This window comes from Sinorhizobium medicae (assembly GCF_007827695.1).
GTDB lineage: Bacteria > Pseudomonadota > Alphaproteobacteria > Rhizobiales > Rhizobiaceae > Sinorhizobium > Sinorhizobium medicae.
On the sequence record NZ_VITA01000026.1, the window covers coordinates 31,107 to 57,734 of the forward strand.

Annotated in this window: 23 protein-coding genes and 2 pseudogenes; 18 read left to right on the forward strand and 7 right to left on the reverse strand. The window is 62.2% G+C overall.

Annotation, left to right across the window (positions count from 1 at the left end; all coding sequences use genetic code 11):
* Nucleotides 1-12: 12 nt before the first annotated feature.
* Both FB009_RS28890 and FB009_RS28895 read right to left on the reverse strand, forming a co-directional pair.
* The gene (locus tag FB009_RS28890) at nt 13-1,374 is read right to left on the reverse strand and encodes a dihydroorotase (RefSeq protein WP_153423489.1); all 1,362 of its coding nucleotides are present in this window, start codon (nt 1,372-1,374) and stop codon (nt 13-15) included.
* Between the two features lie 23 nt (nt 1,375-1,397).
* Nucleotides 1,398-2,780, reverse strand: a complete 1,383-nt coding sequence (locus FB009_RS28895) for an amidase (RefSeq protein WP_033051449.1) — start codon at nt 2,778-2,780, stop codon at nt 1,398-1,400.
* Nucleotides 2,781-2,927: 147 nt separating this feature from the next.
* Here FB009_RS28895 and FB009_RS28900 point away from each other — a divergent pair.
* From FB009_RS28900 to FB009_RS28915, 4 genes and pseudogenes are all read left to right on the forward strand, one after another.
* Nucleotides 2,928-4,184 (forward strand): annotated as a pseudogene (locus FB009_RS28900) (ISL3 family transposase); the annotation flags it as partial.
* Between the two features lie 151 nt (nt 4,185-4,335).
* On the forward strand, nt 4,336-6,033 hold the full coding sequence (locus FB009_RS28905; protein WP_101806773.1) for an ISL3 family transposase: 1,698 nt from the start codon (nt 4,336-4,338) through the stop codon (nt 6,031-6,033).
* Between the two features lie 201 nt (nt 6,034-6,234).
* Nucleotides 6,235-6,852, forward strand: a complete 618-nt coding sequence (locus FB009_RS28910) for a type IV toxin-antitoxin system AbiEi family antitoxin domain-containing protein (RefSeq protein ID WP_011970322.1) — start codon at nt 6,235-6,237, stop codon at nt 6,850-6,852.
* On the forward strand, nt 6,845-7,714 hold the full coding sequence (locus tag FB009_RS28915; protein WP_011970323.1) for a nucleotidyl transferase AbiEii/AbiGii toxin family protein: 870 nt from the start codon (nt 6,845-6,847) through the stop codon (nt 7,712-7,714). The genes FB009_RS28910 and FB009_RS28915 overlap by 8 nt, the downstream gene beginning before the upstream one ends.
* A gap of 90 nt (nt 7,715-7,804) precedes the next feature.
* On the opposite strand, the gene FB009_RS28920 is transcribed toward FB009_RS28915, so the two are convergent.
* Both FB009_RS28920 and FB009_RS28925 read right to left on the reverse strand, forming a co-directional pair.
* Nucleotides 7,805-8,746 (reverse strand): PfkB family carbohydrate kinase, encoded by a 942-nt coding sequence (locus FB009_RS28920; RefSeq protein WP_011970324.1) that lies wholly within the window; start codon nt 8,744-8,746, stop codon nt 7,805-7,807.
* Nucleotides 8,747-9,011: 265 nt separating this feature from the next.
* Nucleotides 9,012-10,118: a LacI family DNA-binding transcriptional regulator gene (locus FB009_RS28925; protein WP_011970325.1), complete on the reverse strand. Its 1,107-nt coding sequence runs from the start codon at nt 10,116-10,118 to the stop codon at nt 9,012-9,014.
* Nucleotides 10,119-10,361: 243 nt separating this feature from the next.
* On the opposite strand from FB009_RS28925, the gene FB009_RS28930 reads away from it, so the two are divergent.
* From FB009_RS28930 to FB009_RS28940, 3 genes are all read left to right on the forward strand, one after another.
* Nucleotides 10,362-11,207, forward strand: a complete 846-nt coding sequence (locus tag FB009_RS28930) for an ABC transporter substrate-binding protein (RefSeq protein WP_101778514.1) — start codon at nt 10,362-10,364, stop codon at nt 11,205-11,207.
* A gap of 68 nt (nt 11,208-11,275) precedes the next feature.
* Complete coding sequence (locus tag FB009_RS28935; protein WP_101778491.1) at nt 11,276-12,199, forward strand: amino acid ABC transporter permease; 924 nt, start codon at nt 11,276-11,278, stop codon at nt 12,197-12,199.
* The gene (locus FB009_RS28940; protein ID WP_101793099.1) at nt 12,196-12,987 is read left to right on the forward strand and encodes an amino acid ABC transporter ATP-binding protein; all 792 of its coding nucleotides are present in this window, start codon (nt 12,196-12,198) and stop codon (nt 12,985-12,987) included. The genes FB009_RS28935 and FB009_RS28940 overlap by 4 nt, the downstream gene beginning before the upstream one ends.
* 4 nt (nt 12,988-12,991) lie before the next feature.
* On the opposite strand, the gene FB009_RS28945 is transcribed toward FB009_RS28940, so the two are convergent.
* The 3 genes from FB009_RS28945 to FB009_RS28955 are packed head-to-tail and all read right to left on the reverse strand — an operon-like array spanning nt 12,992 to nt 15,670.
* Complete coding sequence (locus FB009_RS28945) at nt 12,992-13,930, reverse strand: ornithine cyclodeaminase (RefSeq protein ID WP_127658497.1); 939 nt, start codon at nt 13,928-13,930, stop codon at nt 12,992-12,994.
* Between the two features lie 10 nt (nt 13,931-13,940).
* Nucleotides 13,941-14,651 (reverse strand): GntR family transcriptional regulator, encoded by a 711-nt coding sequence (locus FB009_RS28950; protein ID WP_003526921.1) that lies wholly within the window; start codon nt 14,649-14,651, stop codon nt 13,941-13,943.
* 17 nt (nt 14,652-14,668) lie between these two features.
* Entirely contained in the window at nt 14,669-15,670 is a 1,002-nt protein-coding gene (locus FB009_RS28955) for an SIS domain-containing protein (RefSeq protein ID WP_101806777.1), read from the reverse strand.
* Nucleotides 15,671-15,817: 147 nt separating this feature from the next.
* On the opposite strand from FB009_RS28955, the gene FB009_RS28960 reads away from it, so the two are divergent.
* From FB009_RS28960 to FB009_RS29005, 11 genes and pseudogenes are all read left to right on the forward strand, one after another.
* On the forward strand, nt 15,818-16,951 hold the full coding sequence (locus FB009_RS28960; RefSeq protein WP_234888307.1) for an FAD-dependent oxidoreductase: 1,134 nt from the start codon (nt 15,818-15,820) through the stop codon (nt 16,949-16,951).
* Nucleotides 16,951-17,301 (forward strand): glycerol-3-phosphate dehydrogenase C-terminal domain-containing protein, encoded by a 351-nt coding sequence (locus FB009_RS33435; RefSeq protein WP_234888308.1) that lies wholly within the window; start codon nt 16,951-16,953, stop codon nt 17,299-17,301. Before FB009_RS28960 ends, FB009_RS33435 begins: the two co-directional genes overlap by 1 nt.
* A gap of 98 nt (nt 17,302-17,399) precedes the next feature.
* Nucleotides 17,400-18,239, forward strand: a complete 840-nt coding sequence (locus tag FB009_RS28965) for a sugar phosphate isomerase/epimerase family protein (protein WP_101806779.1) — start codon at nt 17,400-17,402, stop codon at nt 18,237-18,239.
* Nucleotides 18,240-18,255: 16 nt separating this feature from the next.
* Entirely contained in the window at nt 18,256-20,328 is a 2,073-nt protein-coding gene (locus FB009_RS28970; protein WP_127658495.1) for an NADH:flavin oxidoreductase, read from the forward strand.
* Nucleotides 20,329-20,600: 272 nt separating this feature from the next.
* Nucleotides 20,601-21,296, forward strand: a complete 696-nt coding sequence (locus FB009_RS28975; RefSeq protein ID WP_101778481.1) for a GntR family transcriptional regulator — start codon at nt 20,601-20,603, stop codon at nt 21,294-21,296.
* Between the two features lie 335 nt (nt 21,297-21,631).
* Nucleotides 21,632-22,234: an amino acid synthesis family protein gene (locus FB009_RS28980; protein WP_127658494.1), complete on the forward strand. Its 603-nt coding sequence runs from the start codon at nt 21,632-21,634 to the stop codon at nt 22,232-22,234.
* 19 nt (nt 22,235-22,253) lie between these two features.
* Complete coding sequence (locus tag FB009_RS28985; RefSeq protein ID WP_101778477.1) at nt 22,254-23,093, forward strand: alpha/beta fold hydrolase; 840 nt, start codon at nt 22,254-22,256, stop codon at nt 23,091-23,093.
* A complete protein-coding gene (locus FB009_RS28990) occupies nt 23,090-24,025 on the forward strand; it encodes a flavin reductase family protein (RefSeq protein ID WP_028055208.1) in 936 nt (311 codons plus the stop codon). The genes FB009_RS28985 and FB009_RS28990 overlap by 4 nt, the downstream gene beginning before the upstream one ends.
* A complete protein-coding gene (locus tag FB009_RS28995; protein ID WP_102045257.1) occupies nt 24,022-25,062 on the forward strand; it encodes an LLM class flavin-dependent oxidoreductase in 1,041 nt (346 codons plus the stop codon). The genes FB009_RS28990 and FB009_RS28995 overlap by 4 nt, the downstream gene beginning before the upstream one ends.
* Before the next feature lie 5 nt (nt 25,063-25,067).
* The gene (locus tag FB009_RS29000; protein WP_101793094.1) at nt 25,068-26,531 is read left to right on the forward strand and encodes an aldehyde dehydrogenase; all 1,464 of its coding nucleotides are present in this window, start codon (nt 25,068-25,070) and stop codon (nt 26,529-26,531) included.
* Nucleotides 26,532-26,536: 5 nt separating this feature from the next.
* Nucleotides 26,537-26,628, forward strand: a pseudogene (locus FB009_RS29005) (NIPSNAP family protein); the annotation flags it as partial.

Below are 26,628 nucleotides of genomic sequence, written 5' to 3' on the forward strand. Positions count from 1 at the left end.
AGACGTGACCTTTCAATGTGTTGGAAACCAGCCCAGGCCGTGGCGGCGAAGGTACTGACCGTTGCCCTGCGACAGCAGGATTTGCGAGCCGTTCCAGGCCGGCTTTCCGCGCAACCAGGTTGCCGCGACGCGAACATCGAACCGGCGGCCGTCGAATGGGCTCCAATTCAATCCGTCATGCGCCTTCGCGGCATCCCAGATGAATTCACCTTGTTCAAGCACGCAGAAATCCGCGTCGAGTCCAGGTGCGAGCGCACCCTTGCGGCCGGAAAGGCCGAAGAAGCGGGCAGGCCGGGCGGCAAGATACTCCGCCGTCAGCCGCGCAGCGTCGTGCCCGCGCGCCTGTGCGGCGGAGAAGAAGGCGGGTACGAGGGTTTCGAGGCCGGGAATGCCGGCGCCAGCCTCGTAAATCGAGACGGCGAGCTTGTTGTCGATCGGCCAGCTGGCATGATCGGAGGACACGAAGGCCACGGTTCCGCATTCCAGCGCGCGCCAAAGGCCGTCAATGGCATCGGGTCGGATCGGCGGGTTTACTTTCATGCGAGCGCCGAGTAGGTCACCGTCGTGTGCGGGGTCGAAGCAGAGATAGTGGACACAAAGCTCGCCGGTCACAGGAGCGCCGATGCCGGCGAAGGCGCCGACCTGCGCGAAACCTTCTTCGTGCGAGATATGGACAATATGGGCGTGGGCGCCGACGGCCTGGCCGAGCGCCAGGAACTGCCCGGTGGCGGCAAGCTCGGCGGCGAGCGGTCGGCTGTCGGAATGGGCGCCGATCCCGTCCCGCCCCGCCGCCCGTGCCTTTGCTGTGCGGGAACGGACGATCTCCTGATCTTCGTTGTGCAGGCCAAGGGGAAGATCGCGGCCAACAAGTTTTTCCAGGAGGTCAAGCGTCAGCGCTTCGTCTATGCGGGGGAATCGCACCGGGCTACTCTCGAATGAGGAGATCTTGAAGGCGACAACGCCGCCTTCGATCAAAGCTTCCACATGATCGAGACCGCTTTCCTTCGTCACCGTCGCGTAAAGTGCGACGTCGCAAAGGGAATGGGCCGCGACTGCGGATATCTTTGCCGCGAGCCGCTCCGGTATATCGAGCGGCAGCGGCATGTCGTACGGCATGTCGACGATGGTGGTGACCCCGCCCGCAAGCGCTGAAGCGCTCGCCGGCGCAAAGCCGACGAGGCCTTTGCTGTTGGTCGCGTGGGTCTGGCCGTCGATAGAGCCTGGCAGGATGAGGCAGTCACCGTAGTCCACCACGGTTGCAGCACTGGGCGCCACGCCGGCGCCGATCTCCGCTATCTTTTCCCCCCGGACGGCCACCCAGCCGGAGTGTGTTCCTTCCGGCGTGACAACCCGTCCCATGATCACCGAATCCATCGCTGTCTCCTTGTCCGTGCCCGTCAAATTGCGGGTGCGTTCTGAATCCACGGATGGGCTTCCTCGTAGAGCTTGGCGATGGAGACCAGCGACCAGTCGGCCCCGAACGGCGCGATCAGCTGGAAGCCAATCGGCATCCCGCTTGCGGAAGGTGAGGAGGGAATGGAAATCGCTGGCAGGCCGGCCGCGTTGACGAAGCCGGTGAACGCCCGGTGATAGGGAGGTGCGAAATCCTCGGCTTTCCAGGGCATGGCGCCTGCGGCCGGGGTAAGCACGAGATCGTAGGTGTCGAACGCACGCGCGAACTGCTCGTAGACAGAGCGGTAGGCCATCAGCGCGTCGAAGAATTCCACGGCCGTCAGCGCACGGCCCTTTTCGATCATCGGCGGATAGGGCGCGCCGACCTTGCCTTCCCAATCGGTGTCCTTAAGCAGCCAGGCAAGACCAGTCGCTCCCATCACCGGCCAGTGCTTCTCGAATAGGACGGCATCGAAGGGGGCAGGTCCGTCCTCAACGACGAAGCCGAGTGCCCTCAAGTTGTCCGCCACTTCCGCCACGGAGGCTGCGATCGGCTCCTCCACCGTCATGCCGGCGACCTCGCGTACGAACAGGACCTTCTGCCCGCGGCGCACGGGTTCCACCCCTCCTTTGGAGAACCCATAGGAGGCCCGGTCATGCGCGTCGGGGCCTTCGATGGCCGAAAGTGCCAAGGCGAGATCGTCCACGGTGCGGGCGAGCGGACCGATGATTTCGAAGTCACCAAGGATGGGCGGTAGGCCGTTGACACGGGCGACGCGCCCCGTCGAAGGCTTGAGGCCGACGAGATTGTTGTAGGATGCCGGACGGCGGATGGAGCCGCCGCCGTCCGTTCCAATTGCCACGGTTCCGACCCCGGCCGCTGTCGCCGCAGCACCGCCACCCGTCGAGGCGCCGGAAGTCAGCGCCGGATCATACGGGTTGCGTGTCACGCCGAAGGCGAGCGTGTTCACATTGCCACGCCCGAGGGTGAATTCCGATACATTCGTCTTGCCCAGGATGACGGCGCCTTGCGCGCGCAGTCTTTCGACCGGCGTCTCGTCTTTCTCGGCGATCTGGCCTTTGTAGAGCGCGCTGCCCCAGGCCAGCTGGAGATCCTTTACGGGAATGTTGTCCTTGATGGTGATCGGGATTCCGTCGAAATCCCCGAGCGGCGTATTGGCGGCAAAGCGTGCGTCGCTTTCACGAGCCGCCTGGCGTGCGCCTTCGGCATCGAGAACGGCAAAGAGGTTGAGAACGGGGTCGATATGGCCCGCGCGCACCAGGACGGCCTCGATGACCTGGCTTGGCTTGGCCTGGCCGCGACGGTAGGCTGCACCGAGCTCGCTCGCCGTGTATTGCCACAGCGGCTTTTCCGTTTCGATTCTCATATTCACTATCCTTCGGAGACTAAATTCTGAGCGCGAGACTGAATTTCTGCTCAATTTTTGTCCAATAGGATCGCGAGATATGACTATAGGCGTTGGACTATATAGGGCACTCGCATTGTAGGTTCGTGGTATCGCTGGCCACGAATGCTTGTAGGCTTGACTGGCCACAGGAGGGGCGGTCGCCCGGGTGAGTACTTAATGCATCGGCTCGGCATGCCGGTTAGCGACGACACGATCCTGCGGCAATTGAAGCGCAATCATCCGGCGTCCATGCAAAAGGACGATATTCGGGTTGTGGGCATTGATGATTGGAGCTGGCATTCCACGCGGTCCGGCACGATCATGGTCGATCTCGAGCGTCAATCGGTCGTCGATGTTCTGGACGACCGAAGCGTCGAAAGCGCAAAAGCATGGTTCCAAGAACGCCCGACGATCGAGGTCGTTAGCCGTGATCGCTGTGGTCCGTTGCCCAGGCAGCCCGGTAGGACGCACCGCAGGCTCCCCGGTGGCTGATCGCTTTCATCTGGTCCAAAATCTCAGGGCGGCGATCAAGGAGCAGATGAGCGTTTATGGTCACACCCATGTGAGACCCATTCTCTCCGAAGATGCTATTACCAGCGCTACGGCACAACACCGCCGAGCCCGCTTGGCGCACAGGCAATTCCGTTAGGAAATATTCGACACGCTTCAAGCTTTGCGCCAGCAGGGCCTCACCTACAGCGAGATTGCGAGGCGGACCGGATACGAGCGACGCAGCATCGCGAATTGGCTTACTTCCAACGCACCTCGAGACAGAAACCGGGCAGCATTGAACGTATTTCAAAACATTTCTGGCTGAATGCTGGAAGAATGGAAACCGCGTTGGGCGCCATCTGCTTTACGATATCAAGAACCGCGGCTACACGGGTAGCCGCTCCAATCTGGAGCGCCTGTTGAAGGTCTGGCGTGAAGCCGAAAACATTCAACCCGACGACCCGCCTCCAGATGTGGATGTTTCAGAACCCGTCCGCGATCCTGACCCCGGCCATATGATCTCGTCTGTGGTGGCCGCAGCTTTGTGCATAAAACCGCGCGGCCTGCTGACAGATCGTCAGGCCGGAAAAGCCAATGCCTTGAAGCAGGGTTCGACAGTGTTCGCCATAATGCGTGGCCTCGCCTTGCGCTTCAACGGCATCTTGCGCAGCAGGAATTCGGAGGCACGGGCTAAATGGATCGACGATCCATTGACACCGAGCTTACGGCAACATGCGTTTCGCCAGCGTTTTGCGCCGGGATATTGATGCCGTCAAAAATGCCATCGAACTCCCTTGGAGCAACGGTCAAGCCGAAGGGCAGATCAACCGCCTCAAGATGCTGAAGCGAGCAATTTACGGTCGCGCCGGTCCAGAACTGATGAGGGCGAGAAATGCTGCCGCTGAATCACAGAAATTGAGGATTGTCGTTTGGCACTTAAACGTAAGAATGCGGCCGTTTCTTTCTTGTTTGGCATTTAATTGGGTCTTCCTCAATTTGTGTGGTTCACTCGCCGTTAGGCATGATGCCGCTATAGGCGGGTATGCGAACGAAAATGAAATGGTCGCCCGGCCCGGGGGCAAAAGTTCTGGGTGTTGCGCTCACAGATGATGACGGTTGGGCTGTTTCAGCTGCCGGGCCAGCTTTCGGCATTTGCCCTGATTGCGGACGCCGGACCCGAAATCGGCATGGCTGGTCCAACCGAAGCCTCCAAGATCTGCCGGTCCAGGGCAAAACCGTAACGGTGAAGCTTCGGTTGAGCCGCTGGCGGTGCGCGCATCAGAAATGTGAACGACAAACATTCACCGACCGACTGCCGACGATTGCTTCCCCTTATGCGCGCCGGACAAGGAGGGTCTCCGAGATTGTCGGTCTGCTCGGCCATAGCGCAGGCGGCCGGCCCGGCGAGCGCTTGATGCGACGGCTCGGCATGCCGGTCAGCGACGACACGATCCTGCGGCAGCTGAAGCGGGATGCCGCGCTCGTTTCCTGCGATGCCACGATCCGGGTCATCGGCATAGATGATTGGAGCTGGCGGCGATCGTGGCGCTACGGCACGATGATCGTCGACCTGGAGCGCCGTTCGGTTGTCGATATTCTTGAGGACCGGAGCGTAGCGAGTGTCGCGCGATGGCTGGAGCAGCATCCTTCTGTCGAGATCGTGAGCCGAGACCGAGGCGGGCTGTACGCACAAGCTGCTCGCGAGGGTGCGCCGCAAGCTCGTCAAGTCGCTGATCGGTTCCATCTCATGCAGAATCTGCGAGTCGCAATCGAGGAGCAGATGAGCCTTGGCGGCCGCGCCACCGGACGAGCATTGCTGCCGGATAAATGGATCGGGAGCGCGCAAATCGATCTGCTTCAGGATGATCCGCACGTTGGCGCAAGGCACCGGCGCCGGGGGCGTCACGCTCATCGAGAATCACGGCAGGCGGTGTTCGATACAGTGCACGCTTTGAATGAGGAAGGTTTGTCCTGTTCGGAGATCGCACGTCGCACCGGCTACGGGCGGCGCAGCATCGCGAAATGGCTGACTTTCGAAACGCCACCCGACCGACAGAAGGCGGCGTTGAAGCCGACATCGCCCCTGTACTTTGAGGCGTTCCTCGCCGCGTGCTGGAAAGATGGCAATCGCTGCGGACGGCATCTTTTCCACGATATCAGACAGCGCGGCTACACGGGCAGTTTCTCGAATCTCGAGCGGCTTCTCGCAAGCTGGCGCCGCACCGAGAGGTCGGTCAAAGACAGTGCGTCGCCGGCTCCGATCATACCCGATCAACCGCCTCGCGATGCTGTCACCCCGATAAGGGATCCGGAGACCGGCTATGTGATCTCGCCGGTGGTCGCGGCTGCCCTTTGCATGAAGCCGCGAAGCACGCTGACGATCACTCAGGCAAGAAGGGTCGATGCCTTGAAACAGGGTTCGCCTGAGTTCGCTTTGATGCGCAGCCTTGGCATGCGCTTCCGCGGGATCTTCCGCAGCCGCGATCCGGGCAAGCTCGACAGCTGGATTGACGATGCCGTTAATTCGGGTTTGGTCGCAATTGAGCGGTTCGCACGCGTCCTGCACCGTGACATCGGCGCCGTCCGCAACGCCGTGGAACTCCCCTGGAGCAACGGCCAGGCGGAAGGCCAGATCAACCGTCTGAAGACAATTAAGCGTGCGATGTATGGCAGAGCGGGCGCGGCGCTCCTCAGAGCGCGCATGCTACCGCTGATCAATAATCATCACCACACAAAGTGAGGAAGACCCTAATTAAATGCCAGGCGACATGATGTCTTCGGGTTTGTCGCAGTCGCTCGACCTGTCCGGTAGTCCATCGTCGAGAAGTGCTGAATTTTTGCTTCATGGACGCCGACCGCGCAAACTGAGGGCTTTCTCAAGTCTGTGAAAGGTGATACAAATCCTCGTACAATAGTTTCTGTGCTCCGAGTTTTCGTATCAATGTCTGGCTCCGTCACTCAACGTCAAATCGCCCGGACCGTGCTCATCGAGCGCGGAATAGCACGCCTGGCGGAGCTTCGGAACGCTGGTGTGACGGCGGCAACCATGAGCCGGATGGAACGGGATGGCGAGGTGCTGCGACTTGCCCGTGGCCTCTACCAACTTCCCGACGCCGAGCTCGATACCAACCATAGTCTGGCAGAGACCGCCAAGCGTGTTCCGAAAGCCGTTGTCTGTCTTGTTTCAGCTCTCGCATTCCACGGCCTGACCGATCAGCTGCCGAGACACGTGTGGCTTGCCATAGGCCGCAAAGACTGGGCGCCGAAACTAGATGGCACACCTATTCGTATCGTGCGCTTTACGGACAGCCTGCTTAACGATGGTGTCGAAATCCATGTGGTCGAAGGCGTTCCTGTAAAGGTCTTTGGAGTCGCCAAAACAATTGCCGATTGCTTCCGCCATCGCAGCAAGATCGGTCTTTCTGTGGCGATCGAGGGACTTCAGGAAGCACTGCGGCAGCGCAAGGCTACGCCCAGCGACATCGTCAACCAGGCCGAACGTGGTGGTGTCGGCACCGTGATCCGCCCCTATCTCGAGGCATTGACCGTCAATGGCTAAGGAGATCAGAAATGTTGGTGCCTCGGTGCGCGCCCGCCTGCTGCAACTCGCCAAGGCAAGCGGGCAAAGCTTCGATGTGGTTCTGACGCGTTTTGCCCTTGAGCGGTTACTGTTCCGGCTCAGCCGGTCACCCCATGCCGGTCGTTTCGTGCTGAAGGGCGCCATGCTGATGATGAGCTGGTTCGACGATCCGCACCGCGGAACGCGCGACCTCGACCTTCTGGGCTTTGGTAATCCCGAGCCGGACCCGATGCTGGCGACCTTTCGGGAAATCCTGGCGCAAGAGGTTGATGATGGCGTCATGTTCGATGCCGACACCCTGCGGGTGGATCGCATCCGTGAGGAGCTGGAATATGGTGGGCTCCGGCTACGGGCGGTCGCTTCGATCAGCGGCGCCCGGATCAACCTGACGATCGACATCGGCTTCGGCGATGCGCTAGAGCCCGGGGCGGAGATGTTGGACTATCCTTCAATGCTGGATTTCCCGGCGCCACGACTCCGGGCCTATGCGCGGGAGACAGTCATCGCCGAGAAGTTCCAGGCGATGGTCATGCTCGGGCGTGTGAACAGCCGGATGAAGGACTTCTATGACATCTGGATTCTCAGCAGGTCTTTTGATTTCGATGATGACAGGCTGGCGCGCGCAATCGCCGCCACCTTCGAGCGCCGCGAAACGCCGATCCCTGAAGACCTACCGGATGCTTTGACGGATGCTTTTGCTAAGGACGAGCAAAAGCAACGGCAATGGCGCGCTTTTGTCGAAGGCGTTGCGCACAATCCGGGGGATCTGACGAATGTCATCGCGGAGATTGCTTCGTTCCTGATGCCGCACGCTATTGCAGCCGCGAAGCTGGGAAAATAAGAGCTTGGCTTCAGACCGTCGGACAGTGGAGCATCGACAAATCGGCTACGTTGGCCGGCTATCGGTATAATGCGTCGTCATTTATCCTCCTTATATCAGGGAGCGTTTGCTTTTATCCTGGTTTTGTCGCAGCGGCGCGTTGTAGGCGGCTTCCTCGGGCGGGCTTGCGGAACGAGTGGTGCGGTAGATCTCCTCCAGGTCCATCATGTTTGAAAGGTCAACACTCATGGTGGCCGCGTGTCCAAAGGCGCCGCGCGTCAGGCAGGTCTTCGCAGCCGCCTCTGCCGCCTCCTTCAGGACCGTTTCTGGATGGCGGTTGTTGAGAAGACCGACGAGGACGTTGGCGATATGAGTATCGCCCGCGCCAAGAGTATCGATCGCCTCGACCGGAGTGGCCGGTGCTTCGAACACTCCGCCCTCACCAGCCAGAAGCGCACCTTCGATACCACGGGTGACGAGGCTCCAGCGTGCGCCGGCTACCCTCGCGTTCTGCGCAAGCGCCACCGCTTCCTCACGCGAAGCGCCGCCACCCGAGAAGGCGATTAGGAAGCAATGGGGCGCAACGCGGGTGATGTGCTCGGCGTCGTGTACGGTCGCAAGATCATAGGAGACCTTCGTTGCCTCTGCGAAGCGCGGCAGCCACGCATCGACATGGCTTGAGCGGCCGGTGTGGATGGCGTCGAAGTCAGGAAGCCGCGCGAGGTCCGCCTGGGAGGGAGCAATGATCGACACACTAAGGTTCGCGCCCACGAACACCCGATCACCGTCCTGCGTCTCGATCACACAATAGGCCGTCCGCCCTGGCTCTATCCGCAGTGAGGCGACATCGACGCCTTCTTTAATCAGTGCGTCGCGGATAAGGCGTCCCGCATCATCGTCGCAGACTGCGCCGGCATAAGCCGTCTCCGCCCCCGCGCGGCGGGCAAAGACGGCATGGTTCACGCAATTCCCGCCGGGGAACATGAGGTTCTCGCCGCGGTAGCAATCGACCACATTGTCACCGAAGGCTAGGATTCTGACGGGTCGTGGCATCTAACAAGCTCTCCTGAGAAGACACTGAGAACGTTCTCAATTAAAGAACTGCGCCTTGAAAGGCAACTAATTTACTCGGTGGGACGGTCTGAAACGAAGACCGTAGCTGGTCTGAAACGAAGACCGTAGCTGGAATGCGGGCGAAGTCCGGACGGCAGGAGCTTAGTGCCCAACGAAACTCGCGGGCGTTCGAGGAGAATTCTCAAAAATGAGTGCCAGGCGCTTGCGCACCTTGCGAGGGCAACACCTGGGCTGACCTTGTGGGTTACAGCCGGGCGACGGAGCCGCGTTCGATCAGTTCGGCGGGCATCAACACCGTGCGAGGCGGATAGTCCTCGCCGCGAATGCGCTCAAGCAGCATCCGCGCGGCGGCTTCGCCCATGGCGAGACGCGGCTGTGCCACGGTGGTGATGCCGGGGCGGTGGAAACTCATCCAGTCGAGATCGTCGAAGCAGATGATAGAGAGATCCTGCGGGATCGAAAGCTTCAGCTCCGTGAGCGCCCGCATGGCGCCTTCGGACATTGTGCCGTCCGTGGTGAACAGCGCCGTTGGCGGGTCCGACGCTATCATCAGGCGCGGGACGACCGCTTGCGCCGCGAGCGCGGAATAGCTGCCCGCTTGCAGTATCAGGCGCTGGTCGACGGGCAGGCCCTCGATTCTATGCGCCCGGATATAGCCGAGGAGGCGCTGCCAGCTCGGATAGAGCGTATCGGTCTCGATCGGATCGCCCGCCACGGCGCGGGCGAGGAATGTATCCAACCCGCCGCTTCCTTCGTCGACGAGTTCCGCCACGATGGCGATCCGGCGGTGTCCGGCTGCAATCAACTGGCGTACCGCATGTTCGGCGGCGGCGATGTTGTCTGTTGCTACGCGGTCCACCATCAGGCCGGCGACCGCACGGTCGATAAGAACGAGCGGGACGCCCACGGTTCGCAGATTGTGCAGGTGCCGCGCCTTGCGCGTGTCGCTGGGGGTGACGATCAGTCCGTCCACCTGCTTCTGCGCCAACAACTCGACCGAATGAACCTCTTTGAGCTGTGTTTCGTCGCTGTTGGTGATCAGCAGGCCGAAGCCGTTGGCCTCCGCGACATTGGAAATACCGCGCAGCACCGAGGCGTAGAACGGGTTCTGGATATCGCCGGCAACGACGCCGAGCGTGCGGGTTTTGCCGGTGATGAGGCTGCGCGCGAGCGAATTAGGCCGGTAGCCGAGATCCTGGGCGGCCTTGAGCACCTGCTCCCTCTTCTTTTCGCTAGTATAGCCGTAGCCGCCAAGAACGCGGCCCGCGGTCGCCGTGGAAACGCCTGCTGTGCGTGCAACATCCGCGATCGTCGCCTTGCTTTTCGGAGCCCCGGGGAAATTTCCTCTCACATCTATGGCCTCGCTAAATGAGAATTTTTTCAGTTAGGGTTTGAGAAAAATTGTAGTCCTTTTTAGGTGTTACCAGATCGGCGTTCCATTTCAACGTCTATTGCAACCTTTTTGTCCGCACGAGCACGCTTGACTGACAGGCATTCTCCGTGTCTCATATGTGAGAACGTTCTCGTTATGCACAAGGGGAACCAGAGAACGCAATCGCGGACCCACCGTGTTCGCTACAACAAGGAGGATGTCATGTTTAAATCCATTCTGGCTGGATGTGTCCTAAGTGCGGTGCTGGCGATGCCGGCGCTCGCCGAGGTCATTCCCGCGCTCCACGATGCCCTGCCGCAGGAGTACAAGGAAAACGGCGTAAAGGCCGCGGTCTTCAACGATTGGGCACCGGACGAGTTTCAGGACGCTGACGGCCAGCTCAAAGGCTGGAGCGTCGATATCGCCAAGGAGATGGAAGAGCGCCTCGGCGTGCCCTTCACCTTCGAAGGGACGAGCTTCGACGCCATCATCCCAGGCCTTCAATCCAAGCGATTCGATGCGGGCTTCTCGTCCTTCGGCACCACGGCGGAACGCCTGAAGACACTGGATTTCGTCTCCCAACGCAAGATCGGCACCTCGTTTGCCTATCCGGCCGACAGCAAGCTCGACATCAAGACGGCGGCTGATGCCTGCGGTCTGACGGTTGCGGTGCTGAACGGCTCGTGGGATCTCGGGCTTCTGGAAAAGCTGAACGACAACGAGTGCAAGGATAATCCGGTGACCATGCAGACACACGGCACGCAGGCCCAGGCGGAGCTCGCCGTTCGCTCCCAACGCGCTCAGGCGACCGTGGCCGGTTCCGTCAAGCTCGCCTACATGGCCAAGCAGACCGGGGACCTGAAGGTGTCCGAACTGGTTCTCTCGCCGGTGAACAGCTGCATCGGCGTGCGCAAGGGCGATCCGCTCGGGCAGGTCATGACGGATGCGATTCAGTCGATGATCGACGACGGCACCTATGAGAAGATCATGGCCAAGTGGGGTCTGAACGATTCCGGAATGCTGACCCAGGCGCTTTTGATCACGGAAGAAAATCCGGCGGACCTCTAGGAACGCCCCCCCGGCCCGGGCCTTTCCTCCGGGCCGGGGGGCGCTTGCGACCGGCACAGGATATGACAATGTCTCAAGAACCGTTACACCGCCCCTCGATCCACGACGTCAAGCCCATCGCGGTGCCGAAGGTCGGCCACTGGATCGGCGGCGTGGTCCTTGCCATCCTGGCCGTCGTCTTCCTGCAAGTGCTCGTCACCAACAAGAACATGCAATGGAGCGTCGTCGCCAAATACATGTTCAGCCCGGCCATCCTGTCGGGCCTCGGCATGACGCTGCTCCTGACGTTCCTCGCCATGGTTCTCGGCCTCGCGATTGGCGTCGTGCTTGCCATCATGCGCCTGTCGGCTAGCCGCGTCTTCCAGGTCGTCAGCTGGGGGTGGATCTGGTTCTTCCGAGGCGTGCCGCCGCTGGTCCAAATGATCTTCTGGTACAACCTGGCGCTTCTCCTGCCCGAAATCTCGATCGGCATTCCCTTCGGCGGGCCGAAGTTCCTTTCCTGGAACACCAACCAGCTCATCACCCCTTTCAGCGCCGCGATCATGGGCCTTGCCTTCACCGAGAGCGCCTATGCCGCCGAAATGATCCGCGCTGGCATCCAGGCCGTGAATGCAGGCCAGACGGAAGCGGCCGCCACGCTCGGCATGAAGCGCGGGCAGACGTTGCGCCGCATCGTGCTGCCGCAGGCGCTACGCATCGTCATTCCGCCGATCGGCAACGACACGATCTCGATGCTGAAATTCACCTCGCTCGTCTCTGTGCTGGCGCTGCCCGATCTGCTCTATTCCGCCCAGATGGTTTATGCGCGCACCTACCAGACCGTGCCGCTGCTGCTCGTCGCGACGATCTGGTATCTCGTGCTCACCACGGTCCTGACGGTCGTCGAACACGCCGTCGAGCACCGATTGAAATCCGAACACCACGCCGGCGCGAAGAAGGCGGGCGGGTTTTTCCCATTCCGGCTCTTCGCACGCCAGCGGGAGGCCATATGATGAACGACGAAATGACTGCCGAGCCGCTGCTGAAGGTCGAGCGCCTGCGCAAGAGTTTCGGCGCGCATGAGGTGCTGCGCGGGATCGACGTCGCGGTGATGCGCGGCGACGTGACCTGCATCGTCGGGCCCTCCGGCTCCGGCAAGAGCACGCTTCTGCGCTGTCTCAACTATCTCGAAAAGCCGACCGGTGGCGCGATCTTCCTGCGCGGCGAGCCCGTCGGCGTGCGCTGGAAGGGCGAAAAACTCTACGAGATGAGCTTCAACGAGCTAGCCCGCCAGCGTCAGCGGATGGGCATGGTCTTCCAAGGCTTCCATCTCTTTCCGCACAAGACCGTGCTCGAAAACGTCATCGAGGCGCCGTTGCAGGTCAAGCGCGTGCCGCGCGCCACGGCGGTCGACGAGGCGATGGTGCTTCTGGAGCGCGTCGGCATGAAGGACCGCGCGACCTACTATCCGGCGCAGCTCTCCGGCGGCCAGCAGCAGCGTGCGGCAATCGCACGTTCGCTGGCGATGAAGCCGGATGTCATGCTCTTCGACGAGCCGACTTCGGCGCTCGACCCAGAGCTCGTCGGCGAGGTTCTCGCCGTGATGCGTCAGCTTGCGGACGACGGCATGACCATGGTCGTCGTCACGCACGAAATGGGATTTGCGCGGGACGTCGCCGATCACCTGATCTTCATGGACGGTGGGGTGATCGTCGAGCAGGGGCAGCCAGTCGAGGTGCTGACGCGCCCGCAGCACGACCGCACGCGGGCCTTTTTGGCACGGGTTCTGGCGGACGCCTAAGGCGTCAGCCGAGCGTCTGCGAAAGCGCAGCGGCGGTGAAAAGGTCGAGATGGGCGCCGCCGTTGTTCTTGAACACGGTGATCTGATCAGCGCCGGTGCGGCCTTCTCTTTTCCCCTGCACGAGCTCGAAAAGATCGGCCCCTACGGCATTCCAGGTAATTGCGCCGGATGCGACGGCCTGCGAAAGATCGCCGCCGCCCTGCATGTTGTTGCGGCTGTCGACGAAGATCGTGCCGCGCGTCAGGGCCGCGTTGTCCGCTTCTCGAAGATGAGGCAGATAGGCACCGACGAGATCGAGATGGGCGCCGGGCCGCAGAAGCGTGCCCTTGACCAGCGCCTTGTCCGACATGGTGACGCAAGACACCACGTCGGCGCGGGCAACGGCGTCATCGAGATCGTCGCCGACCACAGCGTCGATGCCCTTCTCCCGAAGCTGGGCTGCGACAGCCTCGGCCCTTGAGGGGGTGCGGTTCCAGATCGTGACCCGCCGCAGCGAGGGGCGTGCGGCGAGATGCGCTTCGGCGAAATGCGAAGCGAGCGCACCGGCGCCGACGACCAGAAGGTCTTCGACGTCCTCGCGGGCGAGGATGGCGGCGCCGAGAGCGGAATCCGCGGCTGTCTTGCGCGCCGTCATGGCTGCGCCATCGGCGATAAGCAGCGGCCCGCCGGTCTTGCCGTCGAATAGCGCCACCAGCCCTTGAACGGCCGGCTGCGGTGGCGTGAGGCTCGTGTTCTGTGGAAAGACGCCGACCATCTTCACGACGATCGGGCCGCCATTTGCCCAACCGGGCAGCGTGACGAATTGGGCTTCGCCGCCGGCTGGGTCGGATTGCACCACGACCTCGGAGGCAGGCATTTCCCCGAGATGCGCCTTGCGCAGTGCCTCGATCAGAAACTGCCAGGAAAGCGCCGCGTGAACGGCGGCGGCGTCAAAAACATGCATGTCGAACCTTTCAGGACTTGATCGTGTAGGTGACCAGATGGCTTGGGGTGACGAGCTGCGACAAAGCGAGCGGGCGCCCCTCGGCGTCGGTGACTATCTTTTCGATGCGGTAGACGGGCTGGGCGGCGCTGACGGAAAGAATGGCGCGCTCGCTGGCCGAGGCGAGGTTGACGTCGATCTGCCGCTCTGCATGGGCCGGCTCAATGCCGGCCTTGTCGCGCAAGGCGGCGAAGAAGGAGCCGCCGGCGGCGACCGTCTCTACCACATCGGGAAAGCGCGCCGCGTCGAACCAGAGGGTTTCGAGCGTCATCGGCCTGCCGTCGTCCTCCAGCAGCCGGTCGAAGCGGATCAGGGCTTCCGCCTGCACCCGGGCGCGGATGGCCGGCGCATCGGGATTGTCGGTCCGAGCAAGGATGCGATGGCTGGCTTTTCGGCCGAGCCCGTCCATCGTTTCGGAAAAGCCGGAGAGGGAAACGAGCGTCTGGCGCACCTTTCCCGGCATGACCAAGGTGCCGCGGCCCTGCTGCCGCTGCAGGCGGCCGTCGCCGCAAAGCTCGCCGATGGCGCGCCTGATGGTGATCCGGCTGACGCCATACCGCGCCATCAGCTCCGGCTCGGGGGGCAGAAAGCTGCCCTCGGCGAACTGCCCGGTTTCGATGCCGGCCAGGATCTCGCGCCGGACCTGTTCGTAGAGCGGCAAAAGGTTCGCTTGATCTTCCATCCGCCCTTCCAGGCCCTTCAGTAGCTGATCTTCTTCATGTAGCGCCGCGCCTCAAGCATTTCGTGCTTGCGCAGGTCGGCGATCTTATAGGCGAAACGCCAGAGCGTGTCGAAGAAGATCAGTGGCACGACGTTGCCCCGGAACTGCGGGTCGATGCCGGAGAGATCGAGCTTTTCAGCATCCAGCACCAGGATGTTCTCGGCCGAGCCGAAGCGGTGCAGGAATTCGTCGGCGCGCTGTTCGAGCGGCCGCGTGCTGTCGAGACCCTTCATCAGGATGAAGGCGCGGTTCTTGTCCAGCACCTCGAAGGGGCCGTGGAAGAACTCGTTGGCATGGATCGCCTGGCTGTTGATCCACTGCATTTCCATGAGCACGCAGATCGCGAAGGAATAGGCCGCGCCGTAGCTCGCGCCGCTGGCGACCGTGTAGACCACGTCTTCCTTGGCAAAACGCGGCGCATAGTCCTCGAACATCGGCGCGAAGGTGGCGTGCGCCCGGTCGATTGCCGGCTGCAGGGCAACAAGGCTGTCGATCAGCGTCTCGGTCAAGTCTTCGCCGCCGGTGAGCGCAACGAGACCCATCACGATCTGGTAGATCCGCGAATAGTTGCCGTTCTTCGCATCGATCGGCACGCCGGTCGTGTAGGGCGCTTCGAAGCCGACAACATGGTCGACCGCCTTCGCGAGGGGGGAGGCGGGCTCCACCGTCAGGCCGATGGTGGTGGCGCCTTTCGAACGGGCGAATTCGGCCGCGGCGGTGGTTTCCTTCGTGGTGCCGGTCATCGAGCAGAGAATGACCAGCGCATTCCGGTCGAGCGAGCGCGGAGCGCGGGCGACGAACTCGGCGGCATTATAGACGTCTGACGGCAGCGGCGCGTGCTGGTCGAGCAGGAACTTGGCCGGATGCATGAGCGACAGCGAGCCGCCGCAGGCGACAAAGAACACATACTTCACCGATTTTGCGTCGAGGGCGGAAAGCGCCGCAACGACGCCGGCGTCAAAGGCGGAGGGGAGGGACATGGTCGTACCTTTCTATATGACGTCATAATACGTATTGTAAATTTCACGGAGGTGTCAAGCGGACCTTGACACCTCGGCCAAAACTTTGCGAACGTTCTCACATGGTAACGGGAATGTCATCGCTGCGGCGGTGGGCGGGAGTGGAGCGTGACCGAGATCTACGATACCGTGGTTGTCGGCGGCGGCATCATCGCCGCGGCGGCTGGTCAGCACCTGGCGGCGGCGGGCTATCGCACGCTGCTGGTCGAGCGCGACGACTACGGCGCGGGCACCTCCAGCAAGACCTCGCGGTTGCAGCATTGCGGGCTCGGCTACCTTTCCGCCGCCAGCGGATCGATTGCTGCCTTTCTGGCCCACCCGCGCAGCGCGATCGAGTGCGTCAGCCTCATGCGCCGCTCGATGCAGGGGCGGGCGGAGTTCGTGCGTTTGGCGCCCGAGCGGGTGAAGCCCGTCGCCTTCATCATTCCGCGGACGCCGGAAAACGCCATTCCCCACTGGAAAGCCCGCCTGGCTTTTCGTCTGATGACGGCAAGCGACGGCGGCAAGGTGCCGCTCAACCTTCGCATCCTTTCCGCTGAAGAGGCGCGGGCGCATCCGGCGCTTCAGGGCATGGCGGGCCTTAAAAGTATTCGGGGAGTGATGAGCTTAACCGAATACCAGTATCACTGGCCGGAGCGCATCGTGGTCGATACGGTGATGAAGGCGCGGGCGATCGGCATGGAGGCGCTGAACCATACGGCCGTGACGGGGCTGGCGCGGGAGGGTGATCTCTGGCGGGTCATTCTGACGGCCGCCGAGGGATCGCGCGATGTTCTGGCGCGTGCGGTCGTCAATTGCGCGGGCGTGTGGATCGATGAGGTCACTGCGCTGGCGGGGGCACCGCATATTCGCAAGAATACCGGCGAGAAGGGCACTAACATCGTTGTCCGCCTGCCGGAGGGCCTGCGCGGCATCGGCTTCGAGACCGTGACGGCGGCGGGTGCACCCTTCTATCTAATCCCCTGGGGCGAGCTTCATTATGTCGGCCCGTGGGATTCTGCCTCGGATGGCAGGCCGGAAGGCTTTCGCGCGACGGAGGCGGAGATCGCCGCCATTCTCGATCAGCTCGGCCGCCTGTTCCCGAGTTTCGGCCTGAAGCGCGAGGATGTGCTCTATGCCTGGGCTGGCGTGCGGCCGCGCAGCCTTGCCAGGGACGGCAGGGGTCCGCGCCCGTCGTCCGCGAGCATGATCTCACCGATGAGGGCTTGCCTAATGTCTTCACTTTCACCGGTGGGCTGCTGATGACCCACCGTGATGCCGGGCGGCGGCTGACGCGCGCCGTTGCGCGCCGGCTAAGACCTTCCGGCCCGCCGCGCCAGCTCGATGAGCCGTCGCTGCATCTTCCGGATATGGACCAAGTCACGGAAGCCTCGGTCGCCCATGCTGTCCTCAACGAGCAGGCGCGCACGCTCTCAGATATCCTGCGCCGCCGCCTTTCCGTCGGCTGGGAGCCGGATCTCGGCCTACGCAATGTGGAAAGTGCCGCGAAGCTTGCGGCGCCGCATCTCGGCTGGACGCCTGAAGAGACGGCGGCAGAGATCGCCGATTTCATCGACGAGACGACAACCGAATTCAGTGTTCGGACATCTTAGCCGCCATGAAGCGGCGCGCCGACCTGCAGAATCGAATGAGAACGTTCGCATAAGTAAGCTGAAGTTACCGCATCGGCGATCACTAAAGAGGACAGAATATGGCACTTGATGAGCGCAATATCAGCGTGATGAATTTTCACTATGTGCGGCATACGATGGACCGGTTTCTGGCCGATGTCTGCGATGCCGGGGTTTCGCGTATCGAGCTTTGGGCCGCCGCGCCGCATTTCTATATCGACGACAAGACGCTGGCCGACGCGCGGGCTCTGGGACGGAAAGTGCGTGGCATGGGCCTCAACATCGTTGCCTTCACGCCTGAGCAATGCATCTACCCGATCAATATCTCCGCGAGGGAGCCGGAGCTGCGCGACCGCTCGCTGCGCTACTTCCTGGAGTCGATGGAATTTGCCACCGAATGCGGCGCCCCGGCGCTTCTGGTCACCGCAGGCGGCGGTTATCGCGACGAGCCGACGGAACAGGCACTGGAGCGCTGTGTCGACTCCATGGGCATCCTCTGCGACCGCGCGCAGAAACTCGGCATCCATCTCTGGATGGAATCCCTGCCGGACTCCTTTGCCAACATCATCCGCTCGGCCCGGGAAATCCGCGAACTGATGGACAAGCTTAAGAGCCCCGCGCTTCACGCGGTCTACGACGTGGCCGGCGCGGTGATGACACATGAGACGCCGGAGGACTATTTCACCCAACTCGCCGGCCGCGTCGCGCATGTGCATTTTACGGACTCCGATGCTGGCGGCAGCCATCTCGCCTGGGGCGACGGCGTCATCGACCTCGACAAGCTGGTCGCCTATCTGCGGAGCCAGAATTACGAAGGGTCGCTGACGGTCGAGCTGACCAACTGGAAATACAATGTCGATCCTACCCCGCCGCTGAAACAATGCATCGAGGCTATGCGCACAGCCCTCGCTAGGGCATAGGCAGGAGCGGATGGACATGGAGGAACGAACGTCACCCGCTGCTCCTACGGACATGCCGCCCACTTCGGCGGGCAAGCCTGATCCGTTGCTGCGGCCGTTACAGCTTGGCCAACTCACCCTGCGTAACCGGATCATGAGCACCAGCCATGAGACCGCGCTTGACGAGGGCGGTCATCCGTTGGAAGCCTATCAGCGTTATCATGAGGAAAAGGCCAAGGGCGGGCTTGCGCTGACGATGTTCGGCGGCTCGGCGCGCATCTCCGCCGATACGAGCTGGGGCGGCACGCAGCTTGACGTGTCGAGCGATGCGATCATTCCGGTGTTCCGCGCCTTCTCCGACCGCATCCACCGTCATGGTGCGGCGCTCATGTGCCAGATTTCCCATGTCGGCCGGCGGGCGAATGCCACGGCCGGCGCCTGGCTTCCCGCGCTCGGACCCTCCCATTCCCGCGAGGATTATAACCGCAGCTTCGCCCATGAGATGGACAGCCACGATATCGCGCGCATTGTGCGAGACTTTGGCCATGCGGCGCGACGGGCGCGCGAGGGCGGTCTCGACGGCATCGAGACGATGACCGGAGGCCACCTGATTGGGCAGTTCCTGTCGCCGATGGTCAATCGCCGCACCGATGAATTCGGCGGCTCGCTTGAAAACCGGATGCGCTTCCTGCGCATGGTCTACGAGGAGATCCGCCGAGAAGTCGGAAGCGATTATCCGGTCGGCATCCGCTACACGATCGATGAGGATCACAAGGACGGCCTGAGCTTTGCCGAGGCAGTCACCGTTGCCAACAGGCTGGAGCGGGAAGGGCTGGTCGATTTCTTCAACTGCATCTTCGGCCGGTTCGACACCCGCCTCAACCTGCTGGTCTATAACATTCCCGACATGACGGCGGCATCCGCGCCATGGCTGCGCCAAGTCGGGACGTTCAAGGCGGAAACGAGCCTGCCGGTCTTCCACGCTGCCAAGATCGCGGATGTCGCGACCGCGCGCTACGCGATCGATGCGGGGCTGGTCGACATGGTCGGCATGACGCGTGCGCATATGGCAGATCCGCAGATCGTCAACAAACTGCGCTCGGGCAGGCAGGACCAGATCCGGCCGTGCGTCGGCGCATCGCATTGTCTCTATCGTCCGGTGCATTGCATCCACAATCCGGCAACGGGCCGCGAGACCTGGTTGCCGCAGGTGATGGGGCGCTCGGCGGATGCCGGGCGCAAGGCAGTCGTCGTGGGCGGCGGGCCAGCAGGGGTGGAGGCTGCGCGGGTGCTCGCCGAGCGAGGCCACTACGTCGTGCTCCTGGAAGCGGCGGACCGGCTTGGCGGGCAGCTCGTGCTGGCTGCAAAGGCCCGTCTCCGCCGCGACCTGATCGGCATCGTCGGCTGGCGCGTTGCCGAGCTGGAGCGCCTCGGGGTGGATGTCCGGCTCAATGTCTATGCGGAGGCGCTGGACGTTCTTGCCGACGCGCCAGATCTCGTTCTCGTCGCCACCGGCGGCATTCCGGATTTCGGGTCCGTCGGGGGAAGCGAGCTGTGCCTCAGTGTCTTCGACGCTCTTGGCAATCCCGCGCAGGTCGCGGATGACGTGCTGATCTATGACGCGACCGGGCGCCATCCCGCGCCCTCGGCCGCCGCCGAGATCGCAGCAACCGGTAGAACGGTGACTTTCGTCGCCCGCGACGCTTCCATCGCGCCGGAGATGGAGCATCACTCGAGCATCACCTACCGCAAGGCGCTCGCCGGGCATGACGTGCGGGTCCTCTTGGAATACGAACTGGTTTCGGTGCACGCGCGGGAGGGGTGGCGCGAGGTGGTGTTGCGCCACCTCCTCACGGGCCAGGAACGCCGCGAGAGCCACGCCCAGGTCATCGTCGAGCATGGGACGGTCCCGGTGAACGACCTCTTCGACGAATTGCGGCCCCTCTCGGCGAACGATGGGATCACGGAGATCGAAAGCCTGATCGGTCCTGCGCCTCTGCGCCCCCGGCCAGCTTCCGGTTTCGAACTGCACCGGATCGGCGACGCCGTCAGCAGCCGGTCTGTTCATGCCGCCATGCTGGATGCCCTCAGACTCGGGGTGCAGTTCTGAAGGACATGCACTGACTAGGCGAGGGCGGCGGAGGCGCGCTCGACGACTTCCGTCCGCGGGTCGATGCTGCCACTAATCGAATGGATGCTGGTACAAACTTCTAGGGCTGCTGGCCTAGCCTCTGCTGTGCTGTTGTTTTGGATCGCCCGATTAGAAGCCGACAAAGGACGCGGCCGCAGTTGCTTTTAAGGTCGTGCAAGGCTAATAATCTGGTACGCCATAATACAGTGGACCACACTGTTCTCCGCATGCGGTTAGAGGTAGGTGAGACCATGAACACTAATTTGCCGGGGACTGCCATTCGCGTAGAGCGCCCGACCAAGACTTTGAGGGAACTGGCGCTCGACAAAGTCCGGGACGCCATTGTCGACGGTTATTTCAAGCCGGGTGATCGCCTTGTCGAGCGCGATCTCTGCGCAAAACTGGGTGTCAGTCGTACGATCGTGCGAGAGGTACTGCGGCATCTTGAATCCGAGGGGCTCGTTGCGACCTTGCCGAACAAGGGGCCGATCGTTGCGCGTCTGGAGCTCAAAGAGGCAAAGCAGATCTATGAAATTCGCGCTGCTTTGGAGGGCATGGCCGCGCGGCTTTGTGCGGAGCAGCGTGACCCTGCAATTGCCGATGCCCTGCAAGCGTCCCTCGAAGACATCCGCAAAAGCTATGCTGCCAAGGATATGCCTGGCGTTCTCAGTCATACGTCCGCTTTTTACCACACACTGTTCACCAAGGTTGAACGACACGTCGCCTGGGGGGTCGTCAACCTACTGACCGTCCGGATTAACCATCTGCGTTCGATGACGATCAAAACCAAGAACCGCAATGTCGACGGACCGGCGCAGATGGAAAGGATCGTCGAGGCGATCAGAAGGGGCGATGGCGAGGCGGCTTACCTTGCCGCGCATGATCACGTCACCAACGCTTCTTCGATCGCCGTGGCGGTGCTCTCCGCCCAACAAACCGGCGAATAAGGCGAACGGCCCGCAAGTCGCGCCCGGAGTACTCTGGCGTGGGCGTATAGATGTGCGCAACTCTGTGCCCCTGCCACCATTCAGCGCAATATAGACAAAGCCTGAATTGTTCGTCTGGACGCGCCGGCCAGTCATTCGCGCCGACGTCCTGAGGGAGATGCGGTTGTCACTCATGAGCTTCTACCGCGGCGCCGCGGCGAGGCCGTACAGCAAACCCATTCTATTTACAGCGAAAAAGTTCATCGTTGCCGGCTCGAAGGCTGGAGTGCCAAGGGCGCTTGACACTTCGATATTATGGCATACCATAGGCCATAATAGCTCAGAGAGGCGCTCCGATGACGATTCAAATCCGCAAGACACTGCTCCAGGTCGAAACGACGCTGGTCGAGGGAAACAAAGCTGCCCCCCAACCATTGAAACTCTATTCGGCGCTGGCGGTGGTCAAGAATCCGTGGGCCGGGCGGGGCTTTGTCGAGGACCTCACGCCGGAGATCCGTGCTGCAGCCCCCGCCCTCGGCGAGCTTCTGACCAAAATGATCATTGAAGCCGTTGGCTCCGGAGAAGCTGTTGAGGGCTACGGCAAGGCCGCTGTCGTCGGCCTCGTCGGCGAGATCGAACACGCGTCGGCGCTGATCCATACGTTGCGCTTCGGCAATCATTATCGCAACGCAGTAGGCGCCAAGTCCTATCTGGCCTTCTGCAATACCCGCGGCCCGGCCAATGCTCCGATCATGATCCCGCTGATGGATAAGAACGACGAAGGCCGCCGTTCGCATTACCTGACCATCCAGACCGCCGTAGCGGATGCGCCGGCCGCCGACGAGATCGTCGTGGCACTTGGAGCATCGGTTGGCGGGCGTCCTCACCATAGGATAGGCGACCGCTACCAGGATCTCAAAGACCTCGGCCAGGAAGTTGACAACCCGGCTGGCGTGTAATCGAGAACGAGGACGTCAAATGCAGACGATCTCATCATCGAATGCGCGCGAGGCAGGTGCCGCTCCGCTCGCGCGCCGGACGACTGGAAGCGGAGCCGCCTATTTCGAACATGGGACAGGCGAAACGTTGATCCTCGTTCATGGCGTCGGCATGCGGCTCGAAGCCTGGACGCCGCAAATCGAGGTGTTCTCCAAAACGCACCGGGTTATCGCTGTCGACATGCCAGGGCACGGCGAGAGCGAGAGACTTTCGGCAGGCAGCACATTGAGAGATTTCGTAGCCTGGTTTGGCCGCTTTCTCGACGATGTGAACATCACACGCGCGAATGTTGCGGGCCATTCTATGGGCGCACTCATTTCTGGCGGTGCTGCGGCAACATTCGCTCACCGGATCACGCGTGTCGCTTATCTGAATGGCGTCTACCGCCGCGATCCGGCGGCAAAGGCGGCCGTCCTGTCACGCGCGGCGGCGATCCGCAATGAGGGTCCCGATACCGAAGGCCCGTTGCTGCGATGGTTCGGAGACGACCCGCAGAGCCAGCGTGCACGGGAACTGACGCGGGCGTGGCTGGAGAGGGTTGATCCGGAAGGCTATGCCGTTGCGTACGCTGCCTTCGCCGGTGGCGACGAGACTTACGCCGACTGCTGGCCCGCGATAACCTGCCCCGCCCTTTTTCTCACGGGCTCCGATGATCCGAATTCGACACCGGAGATGGCCGAACAGATGGCAGCTCTGGCGCCGAACGGATGGTCCCGCATCGTCGAGGGTCACAGGCACATGGTCAATCTGACGGCTCCGGAAACCGTCAATGCGCTTATGACGGAATGGCTGGCGCGCAAGGAGGAGGAACTGGCATGAATGTGGAAGCTTTCGACCCAAGAGCCTTGCGTGATGCGTTTGGCGCCTTCGCGACCGGCGTGACGGTGGTCACCGCGAACGATGCGGCGGGCAAGCCGATCGGCTTCACAGCCAATTCCTTCACGTCCGTGTCGCTGAGCCCGCCCCTGCTGCTCGTCTGCCTCGCGAAAACCTCGCGCAATTATGCGACGATGACCGAAACCGAGAGTTTCGCGGTCAACATACTTTCCGAGACACAGAAAGACATCTCGAACACCTTCGCCCGCCCCGTGGAGGATCGGTTCGCTGCGATCGATTGGAGGAGGGCGCCTAATGGATCCCCGATATTCTCACAGGTGTCGGCCTGGTTCGAGTGCTCGATGCGCGATGTCATCGAAGCTGGCGACCATGTCATCATGGTCGGTCGTGTAACCGCGTTCGAAAACAGCGGCCTGAACGGTCTCGGTTATGCACGCGGGGGCTATTTCACCCCGCAACTCGCGGCAAAGGCGGTTTCGGCGGCCGCTGGCGGAGAAATTCGCCTCGGCGCGGTGCTGGAGCGGCATGGCTCGGTGTTTCTCCTGGGCGAGGAAACCCTTTCCCTTCCGAGCTGCGCTGGCGAGGGCGGCGATCCGGCAAAGACGCTGGCGAGACATCTCGAGCAATTGACGGGACTGAGTGTCACCATCGGCTTTCTCTATTCAGTCTATGAGGACAAGACCGACGGCCGCCAGCACATCGTTTACCACGCGCTCGCCAGCGATGGCGCGCCACGAGAAGGCAGGTTTCTGGCGCCTGCGGACGTTACCGGTGCACAATTCAGCAACGGCGCCACAGGCGATATCGTCAGCCGGTTTGTGCTCGAAAGCTCCATCGGCAATTTCGGTTTGTATTTTGGCGACGAGACCGGCGGCACGGTTCATCCGATCGCGAAAAAGGACGCACGCACATGAAGTTCTCGCTTTTCGTACACATGGAACGACTCGATCCCTCGCAGGACCACAAGTCGCTCTACGAGGAATTCGTGGCGCTCTGCGAGATCGCCGACAAGGGCGGCATGCATGCGATCTGGACCGGTGAGCACCACGGGATGGAATTCACCATCGCCCCCAACCCGTTTGTAACGATTGCGGACCTTGCGCGCCGCACCAAGAATGTGCGCCTCGGCACAGGCACGGTGATCGCCCCGTTCTGGCATCCGATCAAGCTGGCCGGCGAGGCCGCGATGACGGACCTCATCTGCGATGGCCGGCTGGACATCGGCATTGCCCGCGGCGCCTATTCCTTCGAATACGAGCGGCTGTTGCCGGGGCTCGACGCCTGGAGTGCCGGGCAGCGCATGCGCGAGCTCATCCCGGCGGTGAAGGGGATCTGGGCGGGTGATTACGCCCATGAGGGCGAGTTCTGGAAATTCCCCGCCACGACCTCGTCGCCGAAGCCACTGCAGAAGCCGTACCCGCCGATCTGGGTCGCTGCCCGCGATCCCAATTCGCATGAATTCGCTGTCGCCAACGGCTGCAATGTGCAAGTGACGCCGCTCTGGCAGGATGACGAAGAGGTCCGAAGCCTGATGGCTCGGTTCAACGACGCCTGCGCCAAAAATACTGATATCGGGCGGCCGAAAATCATGCTGCTGCGCCACACCTATGTTGGCTCCGACGAGGCGGATATCGCACAGGCCGCTCATGAGATGAGCGTCTACTACAACTACTTCTTCGCCTGGTTCAAAAACGAAAAACCGATCAAGCAGGGGCTAATCGAACGGATTCCTGATGAGGCCATAGCAGCCAACGCCATGCTCTCGGGCGAGGCGATGCGTCGCAACAACGTCGTGGGGACGGCCGACGAGGTCATCGCCCGACTGAAGACCTACGAGGCAATGGGCTACGACGAATATTCCTTCTGGATCGACACCGGTATGAGCTTCGAGCGCAAGAAGGCCTCCCTCGAGCGCTTTATTGCCGAAGTGATGCCGGTCTTTGCGGAGTAGGGTAGATGCAGCGCTTCCAGTGTTACATCGATGGTGAGTTCGGCGACGGCGAGGCGCGGTTCGAGAGCATCGACCCGGCAACGGGCCGTGCCTGGGCGGAGATGCCGGAGGCGCGCGAGGCCGATGTCGATCGCGCCGTCGAAGCGGCGCATAAGGCGCTCTATGCCGGAGCATGGCCGAAATTGACCGCGACACAACGCGGCAAGTTGCTCTACAAGCTTGCCGATCTCGTGACCGCGAATGCCCAGAAACTGGCGGAACTGGAGACGCGCGACACCGGCAAGATCATTCGTGAGACCTCCGCACAGATCGCCTATGTCGCCGACTATTACCGCTATTACGCCGGTATCGCCGACAAGATCGAGGGCGCCCACCTGCCGATCGACAAGCCGGACATGGATGTGTGGCTTCGCCGCGAACCGATCGGCGTCGTTGCCATGGTCGTGCCGTGGAACAGCCAGCTCTTCCTATCCGCGGTAAAGATCGGCCCAGCGCTGGCGGCTGGCTGCACCATGGTGGTGAAGGCCTCGGAAGACGGTCCGGCGCCGCTTCTCGAATTCGCCGGGCTCGTCCATGAGGCGGGCTTCCCCGCCGGTGTCGTCAACGTCATCACCGGCTTCGGTCCCTCCTGCGGCGCGGCGCTGAGCCGTCACCCGAAGGTTGATCATATCGCCTTTACCGGCGGACCGGAAACGGCGCGCCATGTCGTGCGCAATTCGGCGGAGAACCTCGCCTCGACGTCGCTGGAGCTCGGCGGCAAGTCTCCCTTCATCGTCTTCGCCGATGCCGATCTCGAAAGTGCGGCAAACGCGCAAGTTGCGGGGATCTTCGCGGCGACGGGCCAGAGCTGCGTCGCCGGCTCCCGGCTCGTCGTCGAACGAGGTGTCAAGGATCGCTTCCTGGAGATTCTCAAGGCGAAGGCCGAGGCAGTGCGCCTCGGCAGCCCGCTCGACATGGCGACCGAAGTGGGACCGTTGGCGACCCGGCGCCAGCGCGAGCATATCGAGGCGCTGATCGCCCGCTCGCTAGCCGCCGGCGCCAAAGTGGTAACGGGGGCGAGCGCCCCCGAAGGCGACGGCTTCTACTACCGGCCGACCATTCTCGACTGCGACGGCGGCCGCTCGCCCGCGCTGGAGGAGGAGTTTTTCGGGCCGGTCCTTTCAGTCGCCTCCTTCGAGAACGAGGCAGAGGCGCTGGCGATCGCTAACGACACCCGTTACGGCCTAGCGGCCGGGCTGTTCACGCGGGATCTCACGCGTGCGCACCGGTTGATGAAGGGCATCCGCGCCGGGATCGTCTGGGTCAATACCTATCGGGCGGTCTCGCCGATCGCACCTTTCGGCGGTTTCGGGCTTTCCGGCCACGGCCGCGAGGGCGGCATGGCCGCCGTTCTCGACTACACCCGGACCAAGACCGTGTGGCTCCGGACCTCGGACGATCCAATCCCGGATCCGTTCGTGATGCGGTGACGGCGATGTTTTACGAGATCCGCACCTATCGACTGAAGAACGGCGCCATCCCCACCTATTTGAAGGTGGTCGAGGAAGAGGGGATCGCCATCCAGAA